Raw genomic sequence first — 26,100 nt, 5'->3', positions numbered from 1 at the left:
TGTGTTATGGCAAACTGCGCGGCTGAGGAGAAACCGATGCCACGCCCGCAATGCCTACGTTGTGCCCGTCCGATTGAGCGCTGTTTATGTGCGCTGATTCCCTGCCTAAATAGCCGTACTCGGGTGCTGATCCTGCAGCATCCGAGTGAGGTCAAGCATGCGCTGAATACCGCACGTCTTGCGGCTCTTGGCCTGAGTAATGCTGAGTTGCTGGTAGGTGAGGTCTTCGAGTCGCTTGCTGCACTGCTTCAGCCGCCTGGCTATCGTGCGTGTTTGTTGTTCCCCGGCGAGCATGCGCAAGCGTTGCGGGCGTTTGCTCAACAGCACAGTGAGCAGCCGCTGCTGCTGGTGGTGCCTGACGGCACATGGCGCAAAGCCCGTAAGCTGTTGCACCTCAATCCATTGTTGGCAACTTTGCCCAGAGTTGTATTACCGGAGGGATTGCAGTCACGTTATCGCTTGCGCAAAGCGCCGATACCCGGTGCTTTATCAACCATCGAAGCGATTGTGACTGCCCTGAATATCGTTGAGGCTCCGGTCTGTTTCGATGGGCTGCTCACACCCTTTGAGGCATTGATTGAGGGGCAGATTGAGGCGATGGGTGAACAGACTTTCCTGCGTAACCACGGCAAGCCGGATGCATCAGGCGTCAGATAAGGCATTTCAGCGCTCACGCATGGCTTCCGAACGTGCCTTCAATACTGGTTTGAGCAGGTAGTCGAGCACACTTTTTTCACCGGTGATGATGTCGACCGTGGCAACCATGCCAGGGATGATCAGCAATGGATGTTCATCGCTGCCTAGGTGGCTCTTATCGGTACGTACCTGGATCAGGTAGAAACTATTGCCCTCCTCATCGGTAATGGTGTCGGCGCTGATCAGTTCGAGGTTGGCCTTGAGTCCACCGTAGATGGTGTAGTCGTATGCGGTAAATTTGACCATGGCTTTCTGCCCAGGGTGCAGGAAGGCGACATCCTGCGGGCGTACCTTGGCTTCAATCAGCAGGCTGTCATCCAGCGGTACGATTTCCAGCATGTCACTGCCGGGTTGAACGACGCCGCCGATGGTGTTGACCTTGAGTTGTTTGATCACTCCGCGTACGGGTGATACCACGGTGGTGCGGCTGACGCGGTCATCAATCGCAACGCTGGTAGCGGTGAGCTTCTGCAGTTCGGTGCGGATTTCGTTGAGCTCCTTGAAAGCGTCTGAGCGAAAGCTCAGTTCCGATTCTTCAATCTTGCTTTTGATCTCATCCATCGCCGACTCGGCTCTTGGGATCGCCAAGTTGGTGGCATCCAATGAGCCGCGTATTTCCACCAAGCTGCGACGCAGGCGGAGGATTTCCACCTGGGAAATGGCGCCTGTTGCGACCAGGGGTTGCGACATATTCAGCTCCTGCTGCAGCAGGCCCATACTGGAGCGGTATTGCTGAGCCTTGGCGCGAAATTCGGCCAGTTCCTGGGTTTTTTGCCGCAGCTGTTCGCCGAGAGTGCGTTGTTCGCTTTGCAGGCGATTCTGTCGAGATTGATAGAGCGCCAGCTCATCCTCAGCCAGTTGTGGGGCTTCGCGCAGAATATCCGCCGGCATGCTGATGGGGCGTCCTTCAGCTTCTGCGGTTAACCGCTCGACCCTTGCTACCAGAGCCAGGCGATCGGCTTCGGCTTCGCCTCGATTGGAGAGAAAGCGCGTGTCATCCAGGCGCAGTAGCACAGCGCCTTTTTCGACAATCTGTCCTTCGCGTACAAAAATCTCGCTGACGATGCCGCCTTCCAGGTTCTGAATAACCTGGATCTTGCTGGATGGGATGGCTTTGCCTTCACCAGTAGTGACTTCTTCCAGCACGGCAAAGTTGGCCCAGATCAACGCCACGATCAGGCACGTGCTCACCACCCAGACGGTGATACGGGTGAACCAGGGCGAGTCTTCGAGAATGGCGCCGTCGACTTCCGGCATAAACTCGGTGTCCTGCTTGCGCTGGCGCATGCTGGCGAAGTAGTCGCGAATCGAGGTGCTTATTTGCATGACCGTTCCTATACCGCAGCAGGGCCAACTCGACCTTTGCGTAGCGCTTCAATCACTGCTTCTTTCGGGCCGTCTGCAACAATATGGCCGTTATCCAGCACCACCAGGCGGTCGACTAGGCTGAGCATTGAAGCGCGGTGAGTGATCAGCAACATGGTTTTACCCTGGGCCCAAGTTTGTAGGCGGTTGCGCAGGATTTCCTCGCTGGTGTTATCCATGGCGCTGGTGGGTTCATCCAGCAGCAGGATGGGTGGATCAAGTAGTAACGCGCGCGCTAGCAGCACGGCTTGACGCTGACCACCAGATAGCAGCTGGCCTCGCTCACCCACAGGGCGGTCGAAGCCTTGCGGATGTTGTCGGGCCAGATCGACCACACCGGTCAGCTCAGCCACTTCTAGCATGCGTGCATCGCTGACATAGCGTGCGCCTAACGTCAGGTTATCGCGCAGACTGCCGGCAAGCAGTGGTAGGTCATGGGCGACGTAACCAATCTGGTGGCGTAAGTCAGCCACGTCGAGCTGACGCAGGTCGAGATTGTCCAGCAGGATTTGCCCTTTGCTAGGGCTGTAGAAAGCCATGACCAGGCGCGCCAAGGTGCTCTTGCCAGAGCCGCTGCGGCCGATGATGCCGATACGTTCACCAGCTGTCAGACGCAGGCTAACGCCTGCAAGCGCTGGGGTACTTTGTCCCGGGTAGCTGAATGTAACGTCGCGTACATCCAGTGCTCCATGCAGTTGGGTGCGGTCTAGTGGTCGTTGTTTGGCCTGACGCTCCTGCGGCAGGGCCATCAGCGCATCGGTGCTGGTCATGGTCAGGCGCGCTTGCTGGTAGCGGGTGATCAGTCCAGCGATCTGCCCCAGCGGCGCCAAAATACGGCTGCCCAGCATGTAACAGGCCACCAGTGCACCCACACTGAGCTGGCCGGCGATGATGATGTATACCCCCGCGATGATGGTGGCCATGCCCGCGAATTGCTGCAGAAACAGTGTGCCGTTGGTGGCGATCGAGGCCAGTGAGCGAGCATGAATATCGAGACGGGTGAGGGCACCATGGGTTTTTTCCCACTGGTGCTGGCGTTCACTTTCTGCGCTGCAAGCCTTCAGGGTTTCCAGGCCACCGAGGGTTTCGATTAGCAGTGCTTGGCGTTGTGAGGCTAGTTGCAGACTTTTTTCCACCGTATCGCGCAGGCGCGCCTGGATGATAAAGGCGAACAGCGCGGTGATCGGAAACGCCAGCAAGGGGATGACCACCAGCCAGCCGCCGATCAGCCAGATCACCGTAATCATCAGAAATGAGAAGGGCAGGTCGATCAGGCTGGTAAGGGTGACGGCCGTGAGAAATTCACGCAAACCCTGAAAATCATGAATGCTCTGGGCAAAGCCGCCTATGGTGGCCGGCCGGGCTGTCATCGACATGCCAGTGATGCGCTCGAACAACGTGGCCGATAGCACCACATCGGTTTTCTTGCCTGCGGTATCGAGCAAGTGCGAGCGCAGGATTTTCAGCAGCAACTCGAAGCCCATGCCAATAAACAAGCCGATGGCCAGAACCCAGAGCGTTGAGGTGGCCTGGTTGGGCACGACGCGGTCATAGGTCTGCATGACGAACAGCGGCACCATCAGGCCGAGCAAGTTGATCAGTAGGCTGGCGAGAATGGCATCGGTATACAGCCAACGCGACAGCTTCAGTGTGTCGCGAAACCAGGCTTCGATACGCGGTACGAGCGGAGAACGTGCTTCTTCCAATTCATGCCGTGGTCGGGCAAAGAATGCTTGGCCGCTGTACTCGTTGGCCAGTTGTTCACGGCTGACCCACTGTTCGCCGCCGTCGGCTTCGCAGGGCAGTATTTGCGCTTGGTTCTTCGGGCCCCATTGACGCAACACCGCGCTACGGCCGTTTTTCAACAGCAGCAGAACGGGCAGGTTGAGGGTTGAGATGCTGGCCAGATCGCGTTGCAGCAATCGCCCTTGCAAACCTGCCCGCGCCGCAGCACGGGGTAGTAACTCAGGGGTCAGGCGCTGCTCTGGCAAAGGCAGGCCTGCACTCAAGCTGCCACGGCTGGCTGAGCAGCCGTGGAGTTTGCAAAGAATCAACAAGCCATCAAGCAGCGGGTCGTCGTGATTAAGACGCGGATCGCTGGATGACCCCGGCCGTTCCATGGTGGTCAAGGTTACTACTCCTTATGCCGGTTCTATTTCATTGCCGGCAGACGGGCCTCGCTCTTCACTTCAGTGAGGGCTACAGCTTCTGCCGGTACTACCACTTGCTGCTGACGCAACAAGTCACCCATCGCTGCGGTTACCCGGTACATCGAGAACTCTTCGCTAAAGCGCACTTCGCTGTAACGCCGATTAGCGGTAAAGAGCTCGTTTTCACTGTCCAATAGGTCGAGCAGGGTGCGTTGGCCAAGGCTGAATTGCTGTTGATAGGCTTCGCGAACTCGTGCGGTGTAGTCTGCGTAATCACGCGCTTTGGGGGTTTGCAGGCGGGCGTTTTCCATGGCGTTCCAGGCCAGGGAGAGGTTTTCGTTGAGTACGCGTAGGGCGTTGTTACGTATGTCCATCGACTCATTAATCTGGTGTGCAGTCGACTGTAGGCGTGCTTTGTCGCGCATGCCGTTGAACAGGTTGTAGTTCATCACCACAGCCGCACGCCAACCATTGTTATGGCCCTCATCGCCCTGGGTGTTGTTGTCGGCATTGGTGGCCAACTCAAGGTCAACACGTGGGTAGAAGGTTGATTTGGCAACTTCGTATTGTTTTTCGGCTGCCTGGACGTCGGCCTGTGCGGACTTCAGGAACGGGTTGTTATCAATCACGGCTTGGCGGGCGCCATCCAAGGTCTCTGGCAATGAGCCCTTGAGTGAGGCGGGCGAGTCCAGCTCGTCCGGCATACGGCCAACGGCACTGAAAAAATTCGCCTCGGCATCGGCAAGGTTTACCTGCTCGGTGTAAAGGTTGTTCTCTGCCAGGGCCAGACGTGCTTCAGATTGGTCCAGGTCCGCCGTGCTGCCAACGCCTTGCTGGCTGCGCAAGCTGATTTGATCATTTATACGTTGGTGGGCTTGTAAGTTGTTACGTGCCAACTCGACCATTTCACGGCGCATCAGTAGATCCAAATAGACCTCAACGGTACGTAGAGCCAGGCTTTCCGATGTGCCCAGGAGCCGATAAGCCCGCGAGTTGACCACTGCTTTGGTGCGCTCGACTTCATTGGGCGTATTGAAACCATCAAAGATCATCTGCCGCAGGCGCAGCTCGGAGGTGCCGTAGGTCAGTGTTTCGGTGTTGTGATTGCCCAGTGCTCGGGTGCTGGGGCTGTCGGTGTTTTCTCGACCATAACCCATCAGCAGGTCGACGGTTGGCAGATAACCACCTTTGGCAATTTTGACTTCTTCATCCGATGAAAGGCGGCTATTGGCCCCGGCATGCACTTCCGGATGGTTGTCCAGAGTGCTCTGGATCGCCTCCGATAAGGTGATGCCTTGTGCCTGGGTACAGACCGCTGCCAGCACGATACTGCTCCATAGAGGGTTGAGTGCGCGCATCTGAAAACTCTCCTTATAAGACTTGCTTAATTCCGTCGCCAAAAAAATGGCTTTTTTGTCTTGTTGATTACTCTCCGCCTGTAACATCACAGCTAAGAACACTTTTCAGCGTAGCTAAGAAAAAATTGTTACAAGCCATATAAGAAAAAAATCTTATGCAGACTGATAAAAGCAGCACATTGTTTTCATCCAGAAGCCGTGCATTTCGTGCTTTTAAGTGGCGTGCGCGGCTAAAACAGATGGTCAGATGCAAATAGGGGCGGGATCTTGCTGGTGTAATGGGCGACGTGAGTCAGGGTGACAGTTTTTTGTCGTTATTGTTTTTGAGTGTGACGTCGTTTCAACAGCCAGTGGTTTTGTTCTCTCCTTGAAAGGTATTTTGACCTTTTTTGGCATACGTGTCGGCGGTGGTCGGCAGTTGTAGTGAGGATGGAATCATGGCTACTTTGATTGGTGTCGTCAGCCAAGTTATCGGCGAAGTCTATGCAGTAGCTGGCGACGGAACGCGTCGGCCGCTCAGTGAAGGCGATCGAGTTTTTGCGGGGGAACAAATCGTTACTGGGGCCGCTGGATCTATTGCGGTTGCCATGAGCAATGGGCAGCAACTGACTCTGGGCCGCGACAGCAGCCTGAACCTCAACGAGCAAATGCTCGCCGACAATTCCAATTCACAAGTACCCACCGCTGAAACGCCTCCAGCAGCGCCGAGTGATGGCGACTTGACCGACGTTGAGCAATTGCAGGCCGCCATCGAGGCCGGCGTCGACCCGACTCTTGAAGGTGAAGCAACCGCTGCGGGCCCAGGTGCGGGTGGCGCCGGCGGTGCTGGTGGTGTGGGCGGCGGTCATTCGTTTGTACTGCTGGGTGAAACTGGCGGTGCGCTTGATCCGATCATTGGCTTCCCGACCGAAGGGCTGAACACTGGGCCGGAGTTTCCCGATCCTGAACCTGAGGTTGCTGATGAAGCACCGGACTCTTCACCCACAATTGAAATTATCTACTTCGATCAAGAAGGCTCTGTTATCACAGGCCCAGGCGTCGTTGAGGAAGCAGCGCTCAACCCCGACGCAGTAAGCAATTTGGATGGCCAGGCAGGTTCGAACCCTGGCAGTAACGCGGAAAATGTCTCCGGCTCATTGATCATCAATTCACCCGACGGCATCTCGGCAATCCAGGTGTTGGACAAGGATGGTGTGTGGATCAACGTGCAAGGCGGTGGGGTGGTTCAGGGCGTTTATGGGCAGTTGGTATTCGATGCTGCCGGCAACTGGACCTACACCCTGGCCGACAACACGCTCAATCATTCCATTCCCGATGCTGTTGGGGCTGATGACCAACTGCTCGACCCGTTCTTTGTTCGTGTGTTTGACAACGATGGTGACGTATCACCTACTGCGCCACTCACAATCGCCGTATATGACGATGGCCCCAGCATCCTACGCTTTGACATCTCTGAGCAGGGAGGGCTGCTGGTCGTCGATGAGTCCGTTGGTACCGGTGGCTCGACCAAAGATGAGTCCGGTTATGCATCAAATAACGATGAAACCAGTTATTCAGGCAGCGAAACCGGCGTTATTGGCTACGCCAGTTTTAACTTGGAAAGTATCTTTTCTCTGGCTGTTGACCCAGGTGCCGATGGCGAAAATCTTGAGGCCAGGACATTTTCCCTGACCTTGTCAGAAGATGGCGCTGACTCGGGCCTTATCGCTACGGCCGGTGGCCCGATCTTGCTGTCGTTTGTCGGCGGTGATGGTGCAGACGCAGGCGATATTCTTGGCATCGCCGACGACGGTCTGGTGGTATTCCGCATCAGCATCAACTCAAGCACGGGTGCGGTCTCTGTCACCCAATATGCGGCTGTTGATCATGGCAATGACGGTAATAACCACGACACCATGGCTGCTATTGGCGAAGGTCTGATCGGCGTGACCGTGAAGATATTCGACAACGATGGCGATTCGGCAACTTCTCCCATCGTCGAGCTGGGTTCGCGTATTGGCTTTGAAGATGACGGCCCACAAGCCTGCATCTTCCTTAAAGGTCCATGGGCACAAGTAACCCATGATGAAAGCGCAGGGCTGCAGAACTTGCTGACCTCTTGGTGGAAACCGGGTGATTGGGACAACGATGTCAGCTTTGTATCAGCATTCAATGGCGTGGCTGACAAGGGTAGTGATATCGATCCTACCGGCTTTGCCCGTAGCCTGACGCCTATCGTGAGTACATTTGGCAGCAGCTATGGTTCAGATTTTGCCGGTGCTACTACGGTCCTCAGCCTTGAACTGACAGGTGCGTCGGGTAGTGATTCTGGGCTGAAAACCACCGATGGCACCCCTATCAATCTTTACCTCGAAGACGGCTTGGTTGTGGGGCGTGTTGCCAGTGGCGATTTCGCAGGGCAGGCAGCCTTTGCTGTAGCCATCGGTGCCGATGGCTCGATCAGTATTGCCCAGTACATGTCACTGGAACACCCTGTTGGTGGCAGCAGCTATGACGAAGCGGTAAGCCTGGCTGGCAAGATCAAGGCGGTGGTCACCGTGACAGACGGTGATGGTGATGTGGCGGTGGATAAAGTCAGCGTTGGCCATGTGATTGGCTTCGAGGACGATGGCCCCGTTGCCAACATCAAATCTGTGCATGGCGTGCGTGTAGTGCATGACGAATCGCATGGTTTGCAGAATGCCACGGCAACCCCAGCACCTGTTGAAGATGCCAACGACAACGACATCAATGGCATCTCCAGTCTGTTTACCAGTGTTGTGAACAGAGGCGGTGACCTTTCTCCAAAAGGCTATGCGCAAAGCAATGGTCCGTTGGTCACGACTGCTGGAAGCAGCTATGGGCAGGACCAGGAAGGGGCGACCTCACAGCTCAGCCTGGCAGTTGTCGGCGGCAATGGGGCTGATTCTGGGCTTGCAACTACGGCTGGTTTTGCCATCAAGCTCTATGTTGAAAACAGCCTGGTGGTTGGGCGCATTGTCGGTGGGCCGGATGCCGGTAAGGCAGCATTTGCCATCGCCATAGGCGCTGACGGCACGGTCAGCGTGGCGCAATACGTATCGCTTGAACATCCAGTTGGCGGCAGTAGCTATGACGAAGCCGTAAGCCTGGCTGGCAAGGTGCAGGCGGTACTGACTGTGACGGATGGCGACGGCGACGTAGCTGTCGACAAGGTCAATATCGGCAGCTCGATTCGCTTTGAGGATGATGGCCCCACTGCGCACATCAATCTCAAAGGTTCATGGGCCGATGTCACCCACGATGAAACGGCAGGTTTGCAGAACTTCTGGCATACCTGGACCCTGGGTGACATTAGTGACAATGATGTGCCTTACCTGTCGGTATTTGATGGTGTTGCCAACAAAGGTACAGACATCAACCCGACTGGCTTTGCCAAGAGTGCTACCCCCGTGGTGACTACCCTGGGTAGCAGCTACGGTGAGGACGAAGAGGGCGCAACTGTCCAGCTCAGCCTGATTGTGAAAAACGGTAATGGCGATGATTCCGGGCTACGTACCACCGATGGTCACAGCATCACTCTGCATCTTGAAGGCGCACTGATCGTAGGTCGTATCGTGGGTGGTGCTGATACCGGCAAGGCCGCATTTGCTATCGCCATCGGTGCCGACGGTTCGCTGAGCCTGGCCCAGTACGTGTCGCTTGAGCATCCGATTGGCGGCAGTAGCTTTGATGAGGCCGTCAGCCTGGCAGGCAAGATTCAGGCGGTTGTGACTGTCACCGATGGCGACGGCGATGTAGCGGTTGATAAGGTCGATATTGGTAGCGTGATTCGCTTCGAGGATGACGGCCCCACCGCGAACATCAGCCTGGTGAGAAATGCCGGGGTTACTCACGATGAGTCTGCCGGGCTGCAAAATGCAGTCGCCACTCCGCTCATTCCGGGAGATGCCAACGACAACGATGTGGCTGATCTGTCAGCACTCTTCGCTGCGGTCGGTACACCGGGTACTGATCTGGATCCGGTCGGTTACGCGCAAAGCAGTGGTGCGGTCGTCAGTGTTGCGGGTAGCAGTGTTGGCCAAGATGAAGAGGGTGCAGCAACAGTTCTTAGCCTGGCCCTGCAAGGCAGCAATGGCATGGACTCAGGGCTGAAAACTACAGACGGCTTCACTATCCGTCTGCATGTCGAAGGTGATCTGGTCGTCGGCCGTGTTGATGGCGGCGCCGATATTGGCAAGGCCGCATTTGCCGTAGCCATTGGCAGTGACGGCACGCTGAGTGTTGCGCATTACATCTCGCTTAAGCATCCGGATGGCAGCAACGCAGACGAATCGCTTAGCCTCAGTGGCAAAATCAAAGCAGTGCTGACCGTTACTGATGGCGACGGCGATGTGGCGGTCGACAAGGTCGATATCGGCCATGTGATTCGTTTCGAAGATGATGCTCCAACTGCCGGCCAGGTAACCGCAGCGGTTGTTCTTGATGACGAAGGCCTTGCCGGTGGCATCAATGGCGGGCCAGGCGATGTTGCCGGCGCTGCTACCAGCACCAGTGGGAATTTGGCATTCAATGCCGGTGCCGATGGCCTCAAATCCATCGCGCTCAGCGGTCCGCTGAACTTGGGTTCGGAGGCCGTGACATCCAGCTGGGATGCCCCCTCCAATACCCTGACGATCAGCTCTTTCCGCGGGGCATTGCTGACAGTGGTGCTCACTGACCCAGCCAGCGGCGCCTACACCATCAACTTGTTGAAGCCGCTGATGCACCCCGTGAGCGGCACCGAAGACGATATCACCCTAAACATCGGTTACACGGTGACTGACGGTGATAACGACTCGGCTACTGGTTCATTGGTTGTGACGATCGATGACGATACCCCAACCATTCAGGCCGGGAATATTGGTGTGACTTCCTTTGTCACCTTCCAGGGCACCGATGCGGGTTTCAGCAATTCCTATGGCTACTACAACAAGGCACCAGATGGTTCACCGCTAGACGGTAAAGTGATCTGGGCCAACGTACATGATCAGTCGGTTGGCGATGTGGCTGATCTCAGTGGCCTGGATCCAGCCAATACCGGCTTCTTTATCATCCCTAATGGCGGAGCCAATGCAGGCCTGGCTAACGGCTCAATTGTGACCTTCGAGTTTGTTGCCGGTCAGTGGCAGGCTCAGCTGGGTGGTGTGCCGCTAGTGGGGGCAGACGGTGCCAATGTGCTGTTCAGTGATGCCAGCCTGAATCCTGGCGGATCGCATTTGCAGGATACCGGCAACGCAGGTAATCAGAACTGGGAGGACAAAACACTCACCTCGGATTACGACTACAACGATGTCGGCACCAATGTCACCTGGGGTTCTGCACTGCAGGTTGATGAGTCGGCCTTCCATATAGACGCCACTGCTAATTTCAGTGGTGTTTTCAACGTGCAGCCTGGGGCTGATGGCCTGCAAAGCCTGACCTATAAGCTGGCCGTGCAGAATGCCAATTCGGGGTTGGTGGATACCGAGACCAACCAGTCGGTAGTGCTCAGCTTGAATGGTACGGTTATCGAAGGGCGTACCTCGGGTAGCAATCAGTTGGTGTTCACCTTGAGTGTTGATGCAGCTGGCACGGTCAAGTTGGATCAACTGCGAGCCATTGTTCACCTAACGGGTGATCCTGACGAGGCCAAGTTCCTTGGCGCGGGGCATGTCAGCTTGAATGCCGTCGTAACCGATGGTGATGGTGACCAGGCCAGCGCCAGCCTTGATATTGGTACGGTCATCAGCTTTAAAGATGACGGCCCAAGTGTGCTACCGAATAGCTTGGTGCAACTCGACGACGACGCCCTTGCCAACGGTATCCCGGGCGGCACGAATGATGACGTTGACGCACTAAACTTCAGCGGTACGCTGGGGCTGAACTTCGGTGCTGACGGTGCCGGTACCGTGAAATGGCTGGATTCCGGAGCACCGGGCGGCTTCACCTATCAGGCAAGCCCGGATGGCTCACAACTGCTGGTGAAGCAAGGCGCTACCACAGTGCTGACGCTGACGCTGAATACCGCTAGCGGTGCTTACACCGTCACTCAGAACGCACCTATCCAGCATGCCAATGCTGATTTGGAGAACAACCAGGCCTTTACTCTGAACTATCAGGTAACCGACAAGGACGGTGACAAGGTTGAGGGTACGTTGTCGATCAATGTCGACGATGACACCCCGTTAGCTCGCAATGACGTCGCCAGTGTGGCGGCCAGCCAAGACCAAGACTTCAACGTTGCCTTTGTGCTCGACTCAAGTGGCAGCATCGACAACAGTGCATTCAACACGATGATGAATGCGGTGAAAGCGGCGGGGCAGGAGCTTTTTAATGGCACCAATGGTGATGTGAAAGTCACCATCGTAGCGTTCTCCTCTAACTCCGTGTCTTACCCGCCAGTGACCACCCTGGCCGCCTTTAATGCACAGGTCGACAGCATCATTGCCAATCGTCCGTTCAGCGGCGGTACTGATTTCACTGACGGCATTCATGAAACCATGGCGACTTACGTGCCTGTTTCGGGCGCAAGCAACCAAGTGTTCTTTATCAGTGACGGCAACCCGAATGAACAAACGGGTACTGGTGGCAATTCCCTGGATGATGGGACTGCCGCTGCCTGGAATAACTTCGTCGACAGCAACAGTATTAACGTCACCACCATTGGGGTGGGCGATGGGATTAATCTGCCGCGGTTGCAGGATGTCGATCTGGATGGTGCTGGCGCACCGATTCTTGTGGGTAACTTCGATGACCTTATCGATACCTTGCTGGGTCAAATTGGCGCATTAGTCAGCGGCAATGTTCTGCTTGGCAGCGACAACGCTGTAGGTGGCGGTGACGATGATAGTTTCGGTGCCGATGGCCCAGGCTACATCCAATCCATCGTGATCAATGGCATTACGTATGTCTGGGATGGGGCTGGCGTTATCGACCCGAGCAGCGGGCCGAATATTGTCGGTAGCCAGCTGACTGATATAGCGACTCCTGAAGGTGGCACGCTCGATTTCAACTTCAGCACTGGCGCTTGGACCTACCAGGCCCCCTCGAATGTGCTGGGTGATAAAACTGAGACCTTCACCTACAGCATCGTGGACAAGGACGGCGATCCATCGATTGCTACCTTGACGGTTTATGTCGAAGACAGCAGCCCCGTTGAAGGCTACGTCGATGAAGATAACCTGCCTACTGGCATCATTGACCCAGATTCAGTGACCGATGTTGCCACTGGTTCGGTGGCGTCGCTGGTGGTGGGGCCGGATGCCGGTGCGCAGTTCACCCTGTCGACTACGCCAGCGGCTCTTGGTGGTATTACGCCTGCCAGTTCAGGCGGTGTGGCGTTGGTCTACAGTGTGCTCGGCGATACCCTGACAGCTAAAGCGGGTGCAACGGGCCCTGTGGTGTTCACCTTGCAGGTGGCCAGTAATGGCGACTACACGTTCAATCTGGACAAGTCCCTAGATCATCCACTTGATGGCAGCAATGACGCGCAATTGTTGACGCTGGACTTCAGCAGCATTCTGTTGGCCAGCAATGGGGTTAACCCACTGGTGTTGTCTGGTGGCTTCCTGATCCATGTCGAAGATGATATCCCGTTGGTTGATGCAAGCTTGAGTGGCCAGCTGCCGGCAGGGCTCAATACTCAAGATGCACAAACCATCGGAACGAATACCGACACTGCGAGCACTAATTTCAGCGGCGCCTTCTCGGCGGCTTCAAATCATGGTGCTGACGGTCCTGGCGTCGTGTCGTGGAGCTACTCGCTCGGCCTGCTGGTTGCTGAAGGTGCTCTATCTGGCATGAGCAGTAACAACCTCACCGTCAAATTGTATGAAAGCGGTGGCGTCATTACTGGTTCGACTGCGGGTAGCGAAGCAGGGGTAAATGCCAGCAACACCGTGTTCACCCTGGTGGTTAATGGCGCTGGGCTGGTGACTCTCAGTCAGTTCGCTGAAATTGATCACAATCCAGGTGGTGCCACCAGTAATTACGATGTACAGGAAGCTATTCTGGCTTCCAATCTGGTTGGGCTTACCGGTACGGCGAGCATCACTGACTATGATGGTGATACGCACGTTGATAGCGCGGTACTGGATCTGGGCGGCAAGGTGGCCTTCGATGATGACGGTCCTAGTATCAGCTTGGGCTTTGGTACCAGCCCTGTACCGGTGCTCAACACCCAGGATTCTCAGACCCTCGGCACGGCGTCAGATACAGACAGCGCAAGCTTCAGCTCGGCGTTTTCTATCACTGCATCAAGTTATGGCGCAGATGGCGCGGGTACGGTTGTAACCGCTTACAGCATGACCCTGATTGCGTCAGAAGGAGCTTCGTCTGGCTTGAGCAGCGATGGGGCAACGATCTACCTCTATGAGAACGCTGGGGTGATTACCGGATCTACCTCCGCGAGCGAGGCAGGCGTGAATGCCAGCAACAGTGTCTTCACCTTGTCGGTGAATGGCACCGGGCAAGTGACCCTGACCCAGCTCAAGGAGATCGACCATAACCCAGGTGGCGCAACCAGCAACTACAGCGCACAAGAAGCCGTACTTGCGAGCAACCTGGTTGGTTTGAAAGCCACCGCCACCATCACTGACGGTGACGGCGATACTGCAACCGCCAGTCAGATACTGGATCTAGGCGGCAAAGTTGCCTTCGATGACGACGGTCCTAGTGTCAGTGCCGCAGCCCCTGCTAATAACAGCCTGCAAGTAGATGAAAGTGACCTGCTGAGTGATGCCACTGCCAATTTTGGTGGCTTGTTCAGCGCTAACTTCGGTGCGGATGGTGCAGGTACTACGGTCTATAGCCTGAGTGTCAGTGCATCTGGTGTCGACAGTGGTTTGGATGACTCTGCCAGCGGCAGCAATATCCTGTTGTACAACGAGGCCGGTGTGATCGTGGGCCGTGTAGGCGGTGTTGCCGGTAGTGTTTCCTTCACCGTGTCGGTAAATGCGAGCGGTCAGGTCACACTGGATCAGCAGCGGTCGATTATGCATACGCCGAACACCACTGCCGATCAGGAATCCAGCCTGGCTTTGGATGGCTTGGTGAAGCTGAGCGCTACCGTTACGGATGGCGACGGGGATGTCGCCGTAACCACTGTAAACCTGGGCGGTGCTATCAGCTTTAGAGATGATGGTCCTACCACCAGCAGCAATCCCACGGTTCAGCTGGACGATGATGCCCTGGCCAATGGCATCCCGAGCGGCACGGGTGATGACAGTCCAAACTCGGTCAATGCCAGCGGCACGCTCAGCCTCAACTTCGGTGCAGATGGCGCAGGAACCGTGCAATGGCAGACCAGCGGTGCTCCCAGCGGCTTCACTTATGCAGCAGGTCCTGGGGGCTCGTTGCTGATCAGTCAGGGTGCGTCCTTGGTGCTGACTGTAACCATGAACAGCGCCACCGGTGCCTACACCGTGACGCAGAACGCAGCGATCCAGCATGCCACGGGCAACGCGGAGAACAACCAGTCCTTTAACTTGACCTATCAAGTCACTGACAAGGATGGTGATACCGCTACTGGCACCTTGGCGATCAACGTCGACGACGATACGCCGTTGGCGCAGAACGATTCCGCCTCGGTGGTCGAAGGTAGCGGTGAGGATTTCAACGTCGCCTTTGTGCTGGACTCCAGCGGCAGTATTAACAACAGCGAATTCAATACCATGATGAATGCGGTTAAGGCGGCTGGTCAGGCGCTCTTTAACGGCACCAGTGGCGATGTGAAAGTCACTGTCGTGGCGTTCTCCTCGGATTCGCTGGCCTACGCCCCGGTAACCACGCTGTCGGCCTTTAATGCGCAGATCGACAGCATCATCGCCAGTCGTCCGTTCAGTGGTAACACGGACTTCACGGATGGTATTCAAGAAACTATGGCGGTTTACAGCCCCATCTCGGGCTGGAGCAACCAAGTATTCTTTATCAGTGATGGCAACCCGAACCAGCAGACCGGCACTGGTGGTAACTCATTGAGCGATGTCACGGCGACTGCCTGGAATAACTTTGTTGATAGCAATGGCATCAACGTCACCACTATTGGCGTCGGCGATGGCATCAACAATGCCCGTTTGCAGGATGTTGATCTTGATGGCAGCGGCGCTCCGATCCTGGTGGCTGATTTTGATGACCTGATCGACACCCTGCTGGATCAGATTGCCGGTGGCGATGTCAGTGGCAATGTGCTGCTGGGTGACAACAATGCGGTGGGCGGTGGTGATGATGATGGGTTCGGTGCCGATGGCGCTGGCCGGATTCAGTCCATCTCAATCAACGGCATTACCTATGTGTGGGACGGCGGCGCCATTATCGACCCCAGCAGTGGACCAAACATTGCGGGCAACTCACTGAGCAACATCACAACCGCTATGGGCGGCAAGCTGAGTTTCAGCTTCGCCACCGGTGCCTGGAGCTATGTAGCCCCTGTATCGGTCACTGCCAACACCAATGAGGTATTCACCTACACCATCTTGGACAAAGATGGTGACCCTTCCAGTGCAAACCTGACGGTGACCATACTCGACGTTAATCAGGCACCGAGTGGCAGCGATGCAACTCTCAGCGTGCTTGAAGACGGCAGTAAGGTGTTCTCCGGTGCTGACTTCGGCTTTAGCGACTCGGATGGCGACAGCTTGATGTCGGTGAAAATTACCGCGTTTAGTGGCGCTGGTTCGCTCAGCTATAACGGTGGCGCGGTGCCTGCAGAGATCGCCGTTGGCAATCTTGGTTTGCTGGTGTTCACGCCGGCCGCAAATGCCAACGGCAATGGCTACGCCAATATCACCTTCCAGGTGCGTGACAACGGCGGGGTTGCGAATGGCGGGACGGACCTTGATCCGACATCGAATCAACTCACCATCAATGTGACCCCTGTCAATGATGCGCCGGCTGCAACCATCACTAACGTCAGCTACAGCGCTACAGAAGGCAGCAGTTTGGTGCTGAGTGGTACTGGCATGTCGGTGGGGGATATCGATGGCGGAGCAGGGCTGAGGACCGTCACTTTGGCCGTTTCTCAGGGAACTTTGAGTGTCTTTGCGGGCAATAGTGGTGTTACTAACCTGAGTGGTAGTGGGACCTCGCAAGTAACCTTCAGAGGAACGCTAACGCAACTGAACAACCTGTTAGGTGGTATCGATACGGGCGGTGGCTCGGCCGGCAGTATCAGTTACAGCGCGGTCAACGCACCTGTACTTGCTGCCACACTATTACTCATGATCAATGATGAAGGCCAAGTGGGTAGCGGTGCACTGAGTGCGCTCGATACGGCGACTATCAACATTAACGCTACTGCTGACTCAACCACCGCTAATGATGATTCAGTGCGGAGCAATGTCGGCAGTAATGTGGCCTTCAACATTCCGGAATGGTCGCTGCTGTGGAACGACAGTGATGCGGATGGTCCCCTGGATGTGAGCTCTATCAGCTCCGTCAGTGGTGGCTCAGCCTCACATGCGGCAGGTAGTGGCTCTTATGGCTCGGTGAGTTTTACTGACACTGGGTCAAGTGGTGGTTCCTTCAATTACACGGCTAATAATGGCTCCTCAGGAGACTCTGCATCCGTATCGGTAGCTCGAGACACCAATGGTGATCTAGATGGTACAAGCAGTGCCGACATTCTGGTGGATGGTTTGAGCGGTGCTCATACCCTTAATGGCGGTAACGGTAATGACATTCTGATCGGCAACGACGGCAACGATGAGCTCAATGGTGGCAACAACAACGACTTGCTTGTCGGTGGTAGCGGTGATGATGCCCTCAATGGTGGGTCGGGCACTGATACTGCGGGGTATTTCGATGCCATTAGCGGCGTGACGGTGGACTTGAGTGTTGCAATCGCCCAGAACACCGGTGGGGCTGGTTCGGATACGTTGAACTCCATAGAGAGCCTTGTCGGCTCGCGTTTCGACGATGTTCTGACCGGCACCAGTGGCAACAACTCGTTAGTAGGTCTTGACGGTGACGACATCCTGATTGGCAGTGGTGGTAGCGATACGCTGACCGGCGGTCAGGGTGCTGACACCTTTAAATGGCTGCTAGGTAATACTGGTACCACTACGGTGACCGACTTTGCTAAAGGCGTTGACTCGCTGGATCTGTCTCAGTTGCTGATCGGTGAGGATGATACTGCCGGCAGTTTGAGCCAGTACCTGACCTTTGCCTTCAGCACCAACACCACGATAACGGTGGATGCTAATGCTGGAGCTGGTGGCGGAACAGGTCAGACCATTGTGCTGGAGGGGATCAACCTGCAGGCTGCCTATGGAGCAATGGATGCTGCTGGCGTGATAACTGCGATGTTGGGAGATGACAGCCTCAAAGTAACTGTCTGATCTGTGCTCCGATAAAAAACCGCTGCCCTATGGGTAGCGGTTTTTTTATGTCATCGGAGGCTGCCTAAACGGATTTAGCTCTGCGCCTGCAGCAGCTGCAGATACCCCACGACATCCGGAGCACCCGCAAGGCGTAGACCTTCACCCAGGGCTGTGGCCTCAGTTGAGTGCTTGGGCAACAGGAGAAACTCGGGCGAGCCAGGGCCGCCCAGCAGGGATAGGCGTGCGTAGGGCAGGCCGTTGTCCAATAACAGCGCCATAAACGCTGGGTCGCTCCAGGCCGCATTGGGCATGCCCAGTACGTGGTAGCGCTGTTGCAGGTTACCGAGCCCTTTCTCGCTCAGTCGGTAATGGCTGAGTTCTGCCGGCAGGTTAACCTCCAGCTCACGCCGGCGTGCGTAAGCGATGGCGCAGGCGAAGGATTCACTGTGGTGTTCACCCGTCCAGAAGACTCGCTCCCCCCGCCAACTGGCTTGGCGCAGGTTGATGGGTTCGCCTGCGAGAAAGCGCGGTAGCGCCAAGCTAATGGTTTTGACGAAGTCTTTGTAACTGATGATGCGCACTTGGCGGCACGGTTCACTGGCAGCGAAGACTTCAAAGCTGGTATGGCAGGCTTGCTGAGGATTGCAGGTCGATAGGCCATCGATCATGCGCAGGTCGAACGAGGTCAGTTGCTGTTCTTGCGCTTCAATCACCCGCACCAGCATGGCGTGAGCTTGCGCTTTGTCTTCCTGGACTGGGCCTGAGAGTGCGCTGCGGGGCAGGTCTATCAGACGGTGTAGCTGTGGGCCGTCTTGCCAGCATATGCTGTCACGCACTTGCGGTAGAGGGCTAAAAGGCAGGCGCAGCTGGCTGGCGCGCTCCAGTATCTGGCGTTGTCCACGGCCGATAAGACCTAGTCGTTGCGCTAAGGCACCGAGGCGTGAGCTGAGGGTGGAAGGCTGCTCAGACAGACTCATAGCCAGGTACGAACTCCGAAATCACCATTGCCAGTTTGGCAGAGCCCACGCAGCCCTGCACAGGCATTATCGGCCATGCCGACAGGTTTTTTATGGCCTGCCATTCCGGGAGGCCACGCTTCGGACCGTCGCTGCGCGAGGTAAAAAATAGCTCCCAGCCATTTTTTACTGGGCCGGCACGCGGCGTATGGCAAGATTGCTGCAGTAAGTTGCAAAGGTGCCTCCATGCCCAGTCTGGTGTTTGATATTGCGTTATCGGCCGAGCGCTTACGTGTGGTCTATCAAGGGCGTGCCAACCGGATATTAGTGCAAAGCCGCGATGGACGGAGTGTCAGTGTGCCGGCTCACCATTTTCGGCCATTTCTGACCCATGACGGTGTCTATGGTTCCTTCGAGCTCGAGTTCAGCGCGGCCGGTGAGTTACTCAGCCTACGCCGCTTGGGCTGACAGCACCGTGTGCCTCGCCTATCAGGGGCGCAGCCGGCTATAATCGCGACCTTTGTAACTTTATCGAGCTAAGCCTGCCCATGTATACCCTGGCCCGCGAGCTGCTGTTCAAACTTTCCCCTGAAGCCTCCCATGAACTGTCCATCGACTTGATCGGTGCCGGCGGTCGTCTGGGGCTTAACGGTTTACTGACCAAGAGCCCGGCCGCGCTACCGGTCAAGGTAATGGGGCTGGAATTCCCCAACCCGGTCGGTTTGGCTGCCGGCTTGGACAAGAACGGCGACGCCATCGATGGTTTCGCTCAGCTGGGCTTCGGTTTTGTTGAGATCGGGACCGTGACGCCACGGCCGCAGCCGGGTAACCCCAAGCCACGGTTGTTCCGTCTGCCTGAGGCCGAGGCGATCATCAATCGCATGGGCTTCAACAATCACGGTGTCGATCATCTGCTGGCCCGTGTGCAGGCAGCGAAATACAAGGGCGTGCTGGGCATCAATATCGGCAAGAATTTCGATACGCCGGTCGAGAACGCCGTGGATGACTACCTGCTGTGCCTGGACAAGGTCTATCAGCACGCCAGCTACGTCACCGTTAACGTCAGTTCGCCAAACACCCCAGGCTTGCGCAGCCTGCAGTTTGGCGACTCGCTCAAGCAATTGCTCGAAGCCCTGCGTAAGCGTCAGGAAGATCTGGCTGCACAGTACGGTAAGCGTGTGCCGCTGGCGATCAAGATCGCGCCGGACATGAGTGATGAAGAAACCATCGAAGTTGCCAATGCGCTGGTTGAAGCCGGCATGGATGCGGTGATCGCCACCAACACCACGCTGGGCCGTGAAGGTGTGCATGGTCTGGAGTGTGCTGACGAGGCAGGTGGATTGTCTGGCTCGCCGGTACGTGAGAAGAGCACGCATATCGTGCAAGTGCTGGCCAGCGAGTTGAAAGGGCGTTTACCGATCATCGCCGTGGGCGGGATTACCGAAGGCAAGCATGCGGCTGAGAAGATCGCCGCCGGTGCTAGCCTGGTGCAGATTTACTCCGGCTTTATCTACAAAGGCCCAGCATTGATTCGCGAAGCGGTCGATGCGATTGCTGCGCTACCGAGCAAGTCGTAAACAATAAAAATGGCCGGGAGCCATTTTAAACGTCGCGTAGCGATGGCCAGAAGGTTTGCCGCTCATGGAGGGCAGGCAATAAAAAGGGCTCCCTAAAGGAGCCCCTGGGCTCGCGCCCGCCGCTCGGATGGAGCGCGCATGGTGAGTCGGTAGGTTCCTGAATCAGCCGACAGCGTGAAGTTCGTTGAGTCGATGGATGCCGGCGGTGCCGGTCATGCCGTCCCAATTGTCACCGCGGCCTTCGCGCCAGCCGTTTAACCAGGCTTGGCGGACAGAGGGGAGGGTGAATGGACAGAGTTCGCGGGATTTACCACTGATGCCGTATTGATAGCCGCGCAAAAAAGCTCTTTCTAACGGATCACGCTTAAGTCTTCTCATAGGGTGTAGCCCTCAATGTTGACTGTTATGTCCCTTAGACCTTGAAGCAAGGTCAGGCAGAAACGTTCTGCCTACGGAGTCCGCTGCCGGCGTCGCGAGCCTCCTTGCCAGCACCGTTGCAGTGCTGGCCTGGGTAGATTTCTAACCAATGCGCGGGTGCCTGTGAATGACCGTTTCGTCATAAGGCCGTAACGTTTTTGAGGGTCGTGCCATAAGGCATTGCGTTGGATGCCCTGTTTTTTCGCTGTAACGCCTATGCTGTGGGCGTATGCGTAAGGTGTGCTGGTGTTGTGCTATCGCGAATGAATTGCGATTGAGACTGTTGTTTATTCCGACGAAGGGTCGCGCTTAGACGCTTCGTCACTTATTTTGGCCGTGCCGATTTGTCGGTGCGCCGTTGATTGCCTTAGGCACTGGAAACTCCCATGTCGGATCGTTACGAACTCTTCCTCACTTGCCCCAAAGGCCTCGAAGGCTTGCTGCTTGAAGAAGCCAGCAGCCTCGGCCTTGAAGAGGCACGTGAGCACACCTCGGCCATTCGTGGCATGGCTGACATGGAAACCGCCTACCGTCTGTGCCTCTGGTCGCGTTTGGCCAACCGTGTGCTGCTGGTGCTCAAGCGCTACAGCGTGCAGGACGCCCAGAGCCTTTACGAAGGCGTGCTGGAGGTAGATTGGTTTGAGCACCTGGAGTCCACCGGCAGCTTGGCTGTGGAATTCAGCGGTAACGGCTCAGGCATCGATAACACCCATTTCGGTGCGTTGAAGGTTAAGGATGCCATCGTCGACAAGCTGCGCCTGAAAGACGGTACGCGGCCTTCGGTGGACAAGATCAACCCCGACCTACGGGTGCACCTGCGTCTGGATCGCGGTGAGGCGATTCTGTCTCTCGATCTCTCTGGCCATAGCCTGCACCAGCGCGGATACCGCCTGCAGCAGGGCGCTGCACCGCTGAAGGAAAACCTCGCCGCTGCCGTATTGATCCGCGCCGGTTGGCCGCGTATCGCGGCAGAAGGCGGCGCACTGGCTGACCCGATGTGCGGTGTTGGCACCTTCTTGGTCGAGGCCGCGATGATCGCCGCCGATATCGCGCCGAATATGACCCGTGAGCAATGGGGCTTCAGCAAGTGGTTGGGCCACGTGCCAGCCTTGTGGAAGAAAGTGCATGCCGAGGCCGAAGAGCGCGCAGCAGCGGGCATGGCCAAACCACCGCTGTGGATTCGCGGTTATGAAGCCGACCCACGGCTGATTCAGCCGGCGCGCAATAACATTGAACGTGCAGGCATGAGCCATTGGATCAAGGTCTATCAGGGCGAAGTGGCGACCTTCGAGCCGCGCCCGGATCAGAGCCAGAAAGGCTTGGTTATCTGTAACCCACCCTACGGCGAGCGCCTGGGTGATGAAGCCAGCTTGCTGTATCTCTACCAGAACCTCGGCGAGCGCCTGCGTCAGGCCTGCATGGGCTGGGAAGCAGCGGTGTTTACCGGCGCGCCGGACCTGGGCAAGCGCATGGGTATTCGCAGCCACAAGCAATACGCCTTCTGGAACGGCGCGTTGCCGTGCAAATTGCTGCTGATCAAGGTGCAGCCCGAGCAGTTCGTCACCGGTGAGCGCCGTACGCCTGAGCAGCGTGAACGCGAGCGTGAACAGGCTGAGGCCGATAAGGCGCCGCTTGAACCGGTGGAGCGCCAGTACAACAAGAACGGCAACCCTATCAAACCGGCGGCTGCACCTGCTCCGGTGGTCGAACAGGCGCGCCTGAGCGAAGGCGGCCAGATGTTTGCCAACCGCCTGCAGAAGAATCTCAAGCAGCTGGGCAAATGGGCGCGTAAGGAAGGCGTTGAATGCTACCGCCTGTACGACGCCGACATGCCGGAATATTCCATGGCGGTGGATTTGTATGGTGATTGGGTGCACGTGCAGGAATATGCCGCGCCCAAGTCCATTGATCCGGAGAAAGCCAAGGCGCGTATGTTTGACGCTATTGCCGCGATTCCGCAGGCGCTGGGTGTCGACAAAAGCAAGGTGGTGATCAAGCGCCGCGAACGCCAGAGTGGCACCAAGCAATACCAGCGCCAAGCCACGCAGGGGCAGTTTCTGGAAGTCAGCGAAGGCGGCGTGAAGTTGCTGGTCAATCTGACCGATTACCTGGACACCGGCCTGTTCCTCGATCACCGCCCGTTACGTTTGCGCATTCAGAAAGAGGCCGCCGGTAAGCGCTTCCTCAACCTGTTCTGCTACACCGCCACCGCGACCGTGCATGCGGCAAAGGGCGGCGCGCGCACCACCACCAGCGTTGACCTGTCGAAGACATACTTGGACTGGGCGCGGCGCAACCTGTCGCTCAATGGCTTCTCCGACAAGAACCGTCTGGAGCAGGGCGACGTGATGGCCTGGTTGGCCGAAGACCGTGGCGAATACGAGCTGATCTTTATTGACCCGCCGACCTTCTCCAACTCCAAACGCATGGAAGGCATCTTCGACGTGCAGCGCGACCATGTGCAGATGCTCGACCTGGCCATGGCCCGCCTGACCAAAGATGGGGTGCTGTATTTCTCCAATAACTTCCGCAAGTTTGAGCTCGATGAGAGCTTGGCCGCGCGGTATCAAGTGGAAGAAATCAGTGCATCGACCCTTGATCCAGATTTCGCCCGTAACCCGAAAATCCACCGCGCCTGGCGTTTCAGTCTGCGCGGTTGACCCGTGCGCGCGCCTGCTGACAGGCGCGCCGGGTTAAACCTTGTTGCGGATCAGCGCCCGCAAGGCGAAGCGGTTGGGGTGGCAGGCCTGCGCCACATCGGCAGGCACGGGCAGCGGTTCGTTATTCAGCCAGGCCGCAATCAACTCGCCGGACAGTGGCGCGGTGATCAGCCCCCGTGAGCCATGCCCGCTGTTGATGTACAGGCCGTCGAGCCAGGGGCAGGGCGTATCCGGTACCTGGCGGGCATCCTTACCCAGCACCGCATAGGCCTCGGCAAAGGCGGTGGTATCGGCCAAAGGGCCGACAATTGGCAGATAATCCGGGCTGGTGCAGCGAAAGGCGGCGCGGCCTTGCAGGTGTTCGGGATCGAGTGCCGCAGCATTTAGTGCGCCGCAAAGCTCGGGCGATATCTCGTCCAATAACTGCAGGTTGCTTGCGTGATCGGCGCTGTTCAGCGTCAGATCATCACTATTGAAATCAAAGCTCGCCCCCAGGGTGTGTTCATCCTGGCGTGCCGGCGCTACGTAGCCCTCGGCGCATACTACGGTGTTCAGTGCGCGACTGGCTGCAGTGGCTGGTAAGCGAGTGATCTGCCCGCGAATGCGTTTAAGCGGTAAGCCTGCGCTTTGGGTAAACCCTTTGATCTCGGCGGCACTGGCCAACACAACCACGCTGGCGCTGGCCAGCAGCTGCTTGTCATTCCAGGCTTGCCAGCTATCACCGTCACGGCGCAGCTCCAGCGCCTCCTGATGCAGTCGCAGTTGGATGTTCGGCTGCTGGCTCAGCAGTGCGCACAGCGCCGGTGGATGCACCCAGCCCGCCTCGGGGTAGAAAAGGCCACCAGCGGGCAGGGTTATGCCGGCTTTGGCTTCGGCGGTGCTTCTGTCCAGGTTTGTCAGTAGGTCGGCGGGGAAGGCAGCAGCAAGCTGCGTCTGGCGTTTTGCTTCCTTGGCATCGAAGGCCAGTTGCAGCACGCCGCAGTTGTCCCAGTCCTGACCTTTATGCAGGCACTCCAGTAGCCGGCGGGTATGGCCGTAGCCGCTGACGATCAGGCGTGACAGTGTGGTGTGATGGGCTGATAGCTTGAGGTAGAGCACGCCCTGCGGGTTGCCCGAGGCTTCCTGGGCGATAGCTGCGTGCCGCTCCAATAGGGTGACCTGCCAGCCGCGCTGGGCCAGGCTGGCGGCTGTGGCGCAGCCGGCAAGGCCTGCGCCGATCACCAGTGCGCTGCGCTCGCCAACCGGCAGCTGTGGGCGGGCAAACCAGGGCTTTTCGGCTGTTTCAGCTGTACCGATGAAGCCGCCTTTAAGCACTTCCCATTTTTTTCCCAGCCCCGGTACGCGCTTCATCTTGAAACCAGCCTCGTTCAGGCGGCGGCGTACATAACCGGTACTGGTAAAAGTGCCGAGGGTGGTGCTGGCATGGGACAGCCGGGCCAGTTCGGCGAACAACTCCGGCGTCCACATATCCGGGTTTTTCGCCGGGGCGAAGCCGTCGAGAAACCAGGCGTCGACCTGGGCGTCCAGTTGACCGAACAGCTCTAGGGCATCGCCAATCAACAGGGTCAGGACGATACGCCCGCCGGCAAATACCAGGCGCTGAAAACCTGGGTGCAGCGCCACGTATTGCGCCAGCAGCTGTTCGGTGTAGGGCGCAAGCTCTGGCCACAGCGCCAGCGCACGTTTCAGATCGGTCTTGTGCAGCGGGTATTTTTCCACGCTGACAAAGTGCAGGCGGGCGCCCGTTACGGCGTGCTGTTCAAACAGCTGCCAGGCACAAAGGAAGTTCAATCCGGTGCCGAAGCCGGTTTCGCCAATGACCAACTGCTGATTGGCCGTCAGCGCGGCGAAGCGTTCCGGCAGCTGGTTGTTGGCGAGAAACACGTAGCGGGTTTCGGCCAGCGCGTTCTCGTTGGAGAAGTACACGTCGGCGAATTGGCTGGACAGCGGCTGGCCCTGCTCATCCCACTCAAGGTGGGCTTGCTGGGATGAGGTCTCTGGGGCGGAGGGCATGCTTGGCTTGGTCACAGGTAGTCGATCGCGACGATGTACCAGGTTTTCTCGCCAGTTGGCGTCTGTACCCGCACTTCGGCGTCCAGGCTTTTGCCGATCAGGGCGCGTGCCAGGGGCGAGTCGATGCTGATCAGGTTGTTTTTCAGGTCCAACTCATCTGGGCCGATGATGCGGTAGCGCGATTCAGCACCGTCCTCATCTTCCAAGGTGACCCAGGCGCCGAAGTAGACCTTATCCGGGTCACTGGGCCGGGCGCTGACCACCTTGAGGTTTTCCAGGCGCTTGGTCAGAAAACGTACGCGGCTGTCTATTTCGCGCAGCATCTTCTTGCCGTAGGTGTACTCGGCATTCTCCGAACGGTCGCCCTGGGCGGCAGCTTCACTGACCGACTGGGTAACCTGGGGGCGGCGCACATGCCAAAGCTCATGTAACTCGGCGCGCATGCGGGCCTCTCCCTCGGGGGTGATCAGGGCAGTGCCGGCGGAGCGGGGTGGGCGGTAGCGACTCATAAGAACCTATTTAACGTCTGCTGCGCGTCGGCCCTGCTGCGTTAAAAACAGGCCGGGACGCGGCGTCTCGAAATGCTCATGTACAAAAGTACACTCCGCTTCC

The 26,100-nt window shown here is 57.2% G+C and carries 12 protein-coding genes; 5 read left to right on the top strand and 7 right to left on the bottom strand.

Features of this window, described 5'->3' with window-relative positions:
- The first annotated feature begins 36 nt into the window (after positions 1-36).
- Positions 37-657 carry a tRNA-uridine aminocarboxypropyltransferase gene (locus ALTER154_RS16180; RefSeq protein ID WP_160088534.1) on the top strand — a complete coding sequence of 207 codons (621 nt, stop codon included), beginning with the start codon at positions 37-39 and terminating at the stop codon, positions 655-657.
- A 6-nt stretch (positions 658-663) separates the two neighbouring features.
- Here ALTER154_RS16180 and ALTER154_RS16175 read toward each other — a convergent pair whose 3' ends face one another.
- The 3 genes from ALTER154_RS16175 to ALTER154_RS16165 are packed head-to-tail and all read right to left on the bottom strand — an operon-like array spanning position 664 to position 5,569.
- On the bottom strand, positions 664-2,022 hold the full coding sequence (locus tag ALTER154_RS16175; RefSeq protein ID WP_090256158.1) for an HlyD family type I secretion periplasmic adaptor subunit: 1,359 nt from the start codon (positions 2,020-2,022) through the stop codon (positions 664-666).
- Positions 2,023-2,030: 8 nt separating this feature from the next.
- On the bottom strand, positions 2,031-4,181 hold the full coding sequence (locus ALTER154_RS16170) for a type I secretion system permease/ATPase (protein WP_160090187.1): 2,151 nt from the start codon (positions 4,179-4,181) through the stop codon (positions 2,031-2,033).
- A gap of 32 nt (positions 4,182-4,213) precedes the next feature.
- Positions 4,214-5,569, bottom strand: a complete 1,356-nt coding sequence (locus ALTER154_RS16165) for a TolC family outer membrane protein (RefSeq protein ID WP_160088532.1) — start codon at positions 5,567-5,569, stop codon at positions 4,214-4,216.
- Between the two features lie 437 nt (positions 5,570-6,006).
- Between ALTER154_RS16165 and ALTER154_RS16160 the strand changes: the two genes are divergently transcribed.
- Entirely contained in the window at positions 6,007-17,883 is an 11,877-nt protein-coding gene (locus tag ALTER154_RS16160; protein WP_160088530.1) for a retention module-containing protein, read from the top strand.
- 74 nt (positions 17,884-17,957) lie between these two features.
- On the opposite strand, the gene ALTER154_RS16155 is transcribed toward ALTER154_RS16160, so the two are convergent.
- Positions 17,958-18,842, bottom strand: a complete 885-nt coding sequence (locus ALTER154_RS16155; RefSeq protein WP_160088528.1) for a DUF6685 family protein — start codon at positions 18,840-18,842, stop codon at positions 17,958-17,960.
- Positions 18,843-19,067: 225 nt separating this feature from the next.
- Between ALTER154_RS16155 and ALTER154_RS16150 the strand changes: the two genes are divergently transcribed.
- Positions 19,068-19,289: a DUF2835 domain-containing protein gene (locus ALTER154_RS16150; protein WP_090255930.1), complete on the top strand. Its 222-nt coding sequence runs from the start codon at positions 19,068-19,070 to the stop codon at positions 19,287-19,289.
- A gap of 80 nt (positions 19,290-19,369) precedes the next feature.
- Positions 19,370-20,398 carry a quinone-dependent dihydroorotate dehydrogenase gene (locus ALTER154_RS16145; protein WP_160088526.1) on the top strand — a complete coding sequence of 343 codons (1,029 nt, stop codon included), beginning with the start codon at positions 19,370-19,372 and terminating at the stop codon, positions 20,396-20,398.
- 162 nt (positions 20,399-20,560) lie between these two features.
- Here the strand turns inward: ALTER154_RS16145 and rmf are convergent, their stop codons facing one another.
- Complete coding sequence (gene rmf, locus ALTER154_RS16140; protein ID WP_090255928.1) at positions 20,561-20,776, bottom strand: ribosome modulation factor; 216 nt, start codon at positions 20,774-20,776, stop codon at positions 20,561-20,563.
- A 425-nt stretch (positions 20,777-21,201) separates the two neighbouring features.
- On the opposite strand from rmf, the gene rlmKL reads away from it, so the two are divergent.
- A complete protein-coding gene (gene rlmKL / locus ALTER154_RS16135) occupies positions 21,202-23,475 on the top strand; it encodes a bifunctional 23S rRNA (guanine(2069)-N(7))-methyltransferase RlmK/23S rRNA (guanine(2445)-N(2))-methyltransferase RlmL (RefSeq protein WP_160088524.1) in 2,274 nt (757 codons plus the stop codon).
- A 33-nt stretch (positions 23,476-23,508) separates the two neighbouring features.
- Here rlmKL and mnmC read toward each other — a convergent pair whose 3' ends face one another.
- Positions 23,509-25,488 carry a bifunctional tRNA (5-methylaminomethyl-2-thiouridine)(34)-methyltransferase MnmD/FAD-dependent 5-carboxymethylaminomethyl-2-thiouridine(34) oxidoreductase MnmC gene (mnmC, locus tag ALTER154_RS16130; RefSeq protein WP_160088522.1) on the bottom strand — a complete coding sequence of 660 codons (1,980 nt, stop codon included), beginning with the start codon at positions 25,486-25,488 and terminating at the stop codon, positions 23,509-23,511.
- Between the two features lie 11 nt (positions 25,489-25,499).
- Positions 25,500-25,997, bottom strand: coding sequence for a transcription elongation factor GreB (gene greB / locus ALTER154_RS16125; RefSeq protein ID WP_160088520.1), 498 nt, complete (start codon positions 25,995-25,997; stop codon positions 25,500-25,502).
- Positions 25,998-26,100 lie beyond the last annotated feature (103 nt).

It is taken from the genome of Pseudomonas sp. 9AZ, assembly GCF_902506525.1.
Lineage (GTDB): Bacteria > Pseudomonadota > Gammaproteobacteria > Pseudomonadales > Pseudomonadaceae > Aquipseudomonas > Aquipseudomonas peli.
The sequence above is the reverse complement of the archived record's forward strand: the minus strand, read 5'-3'. Positions and strand labels throughout refer to the sequence as shown.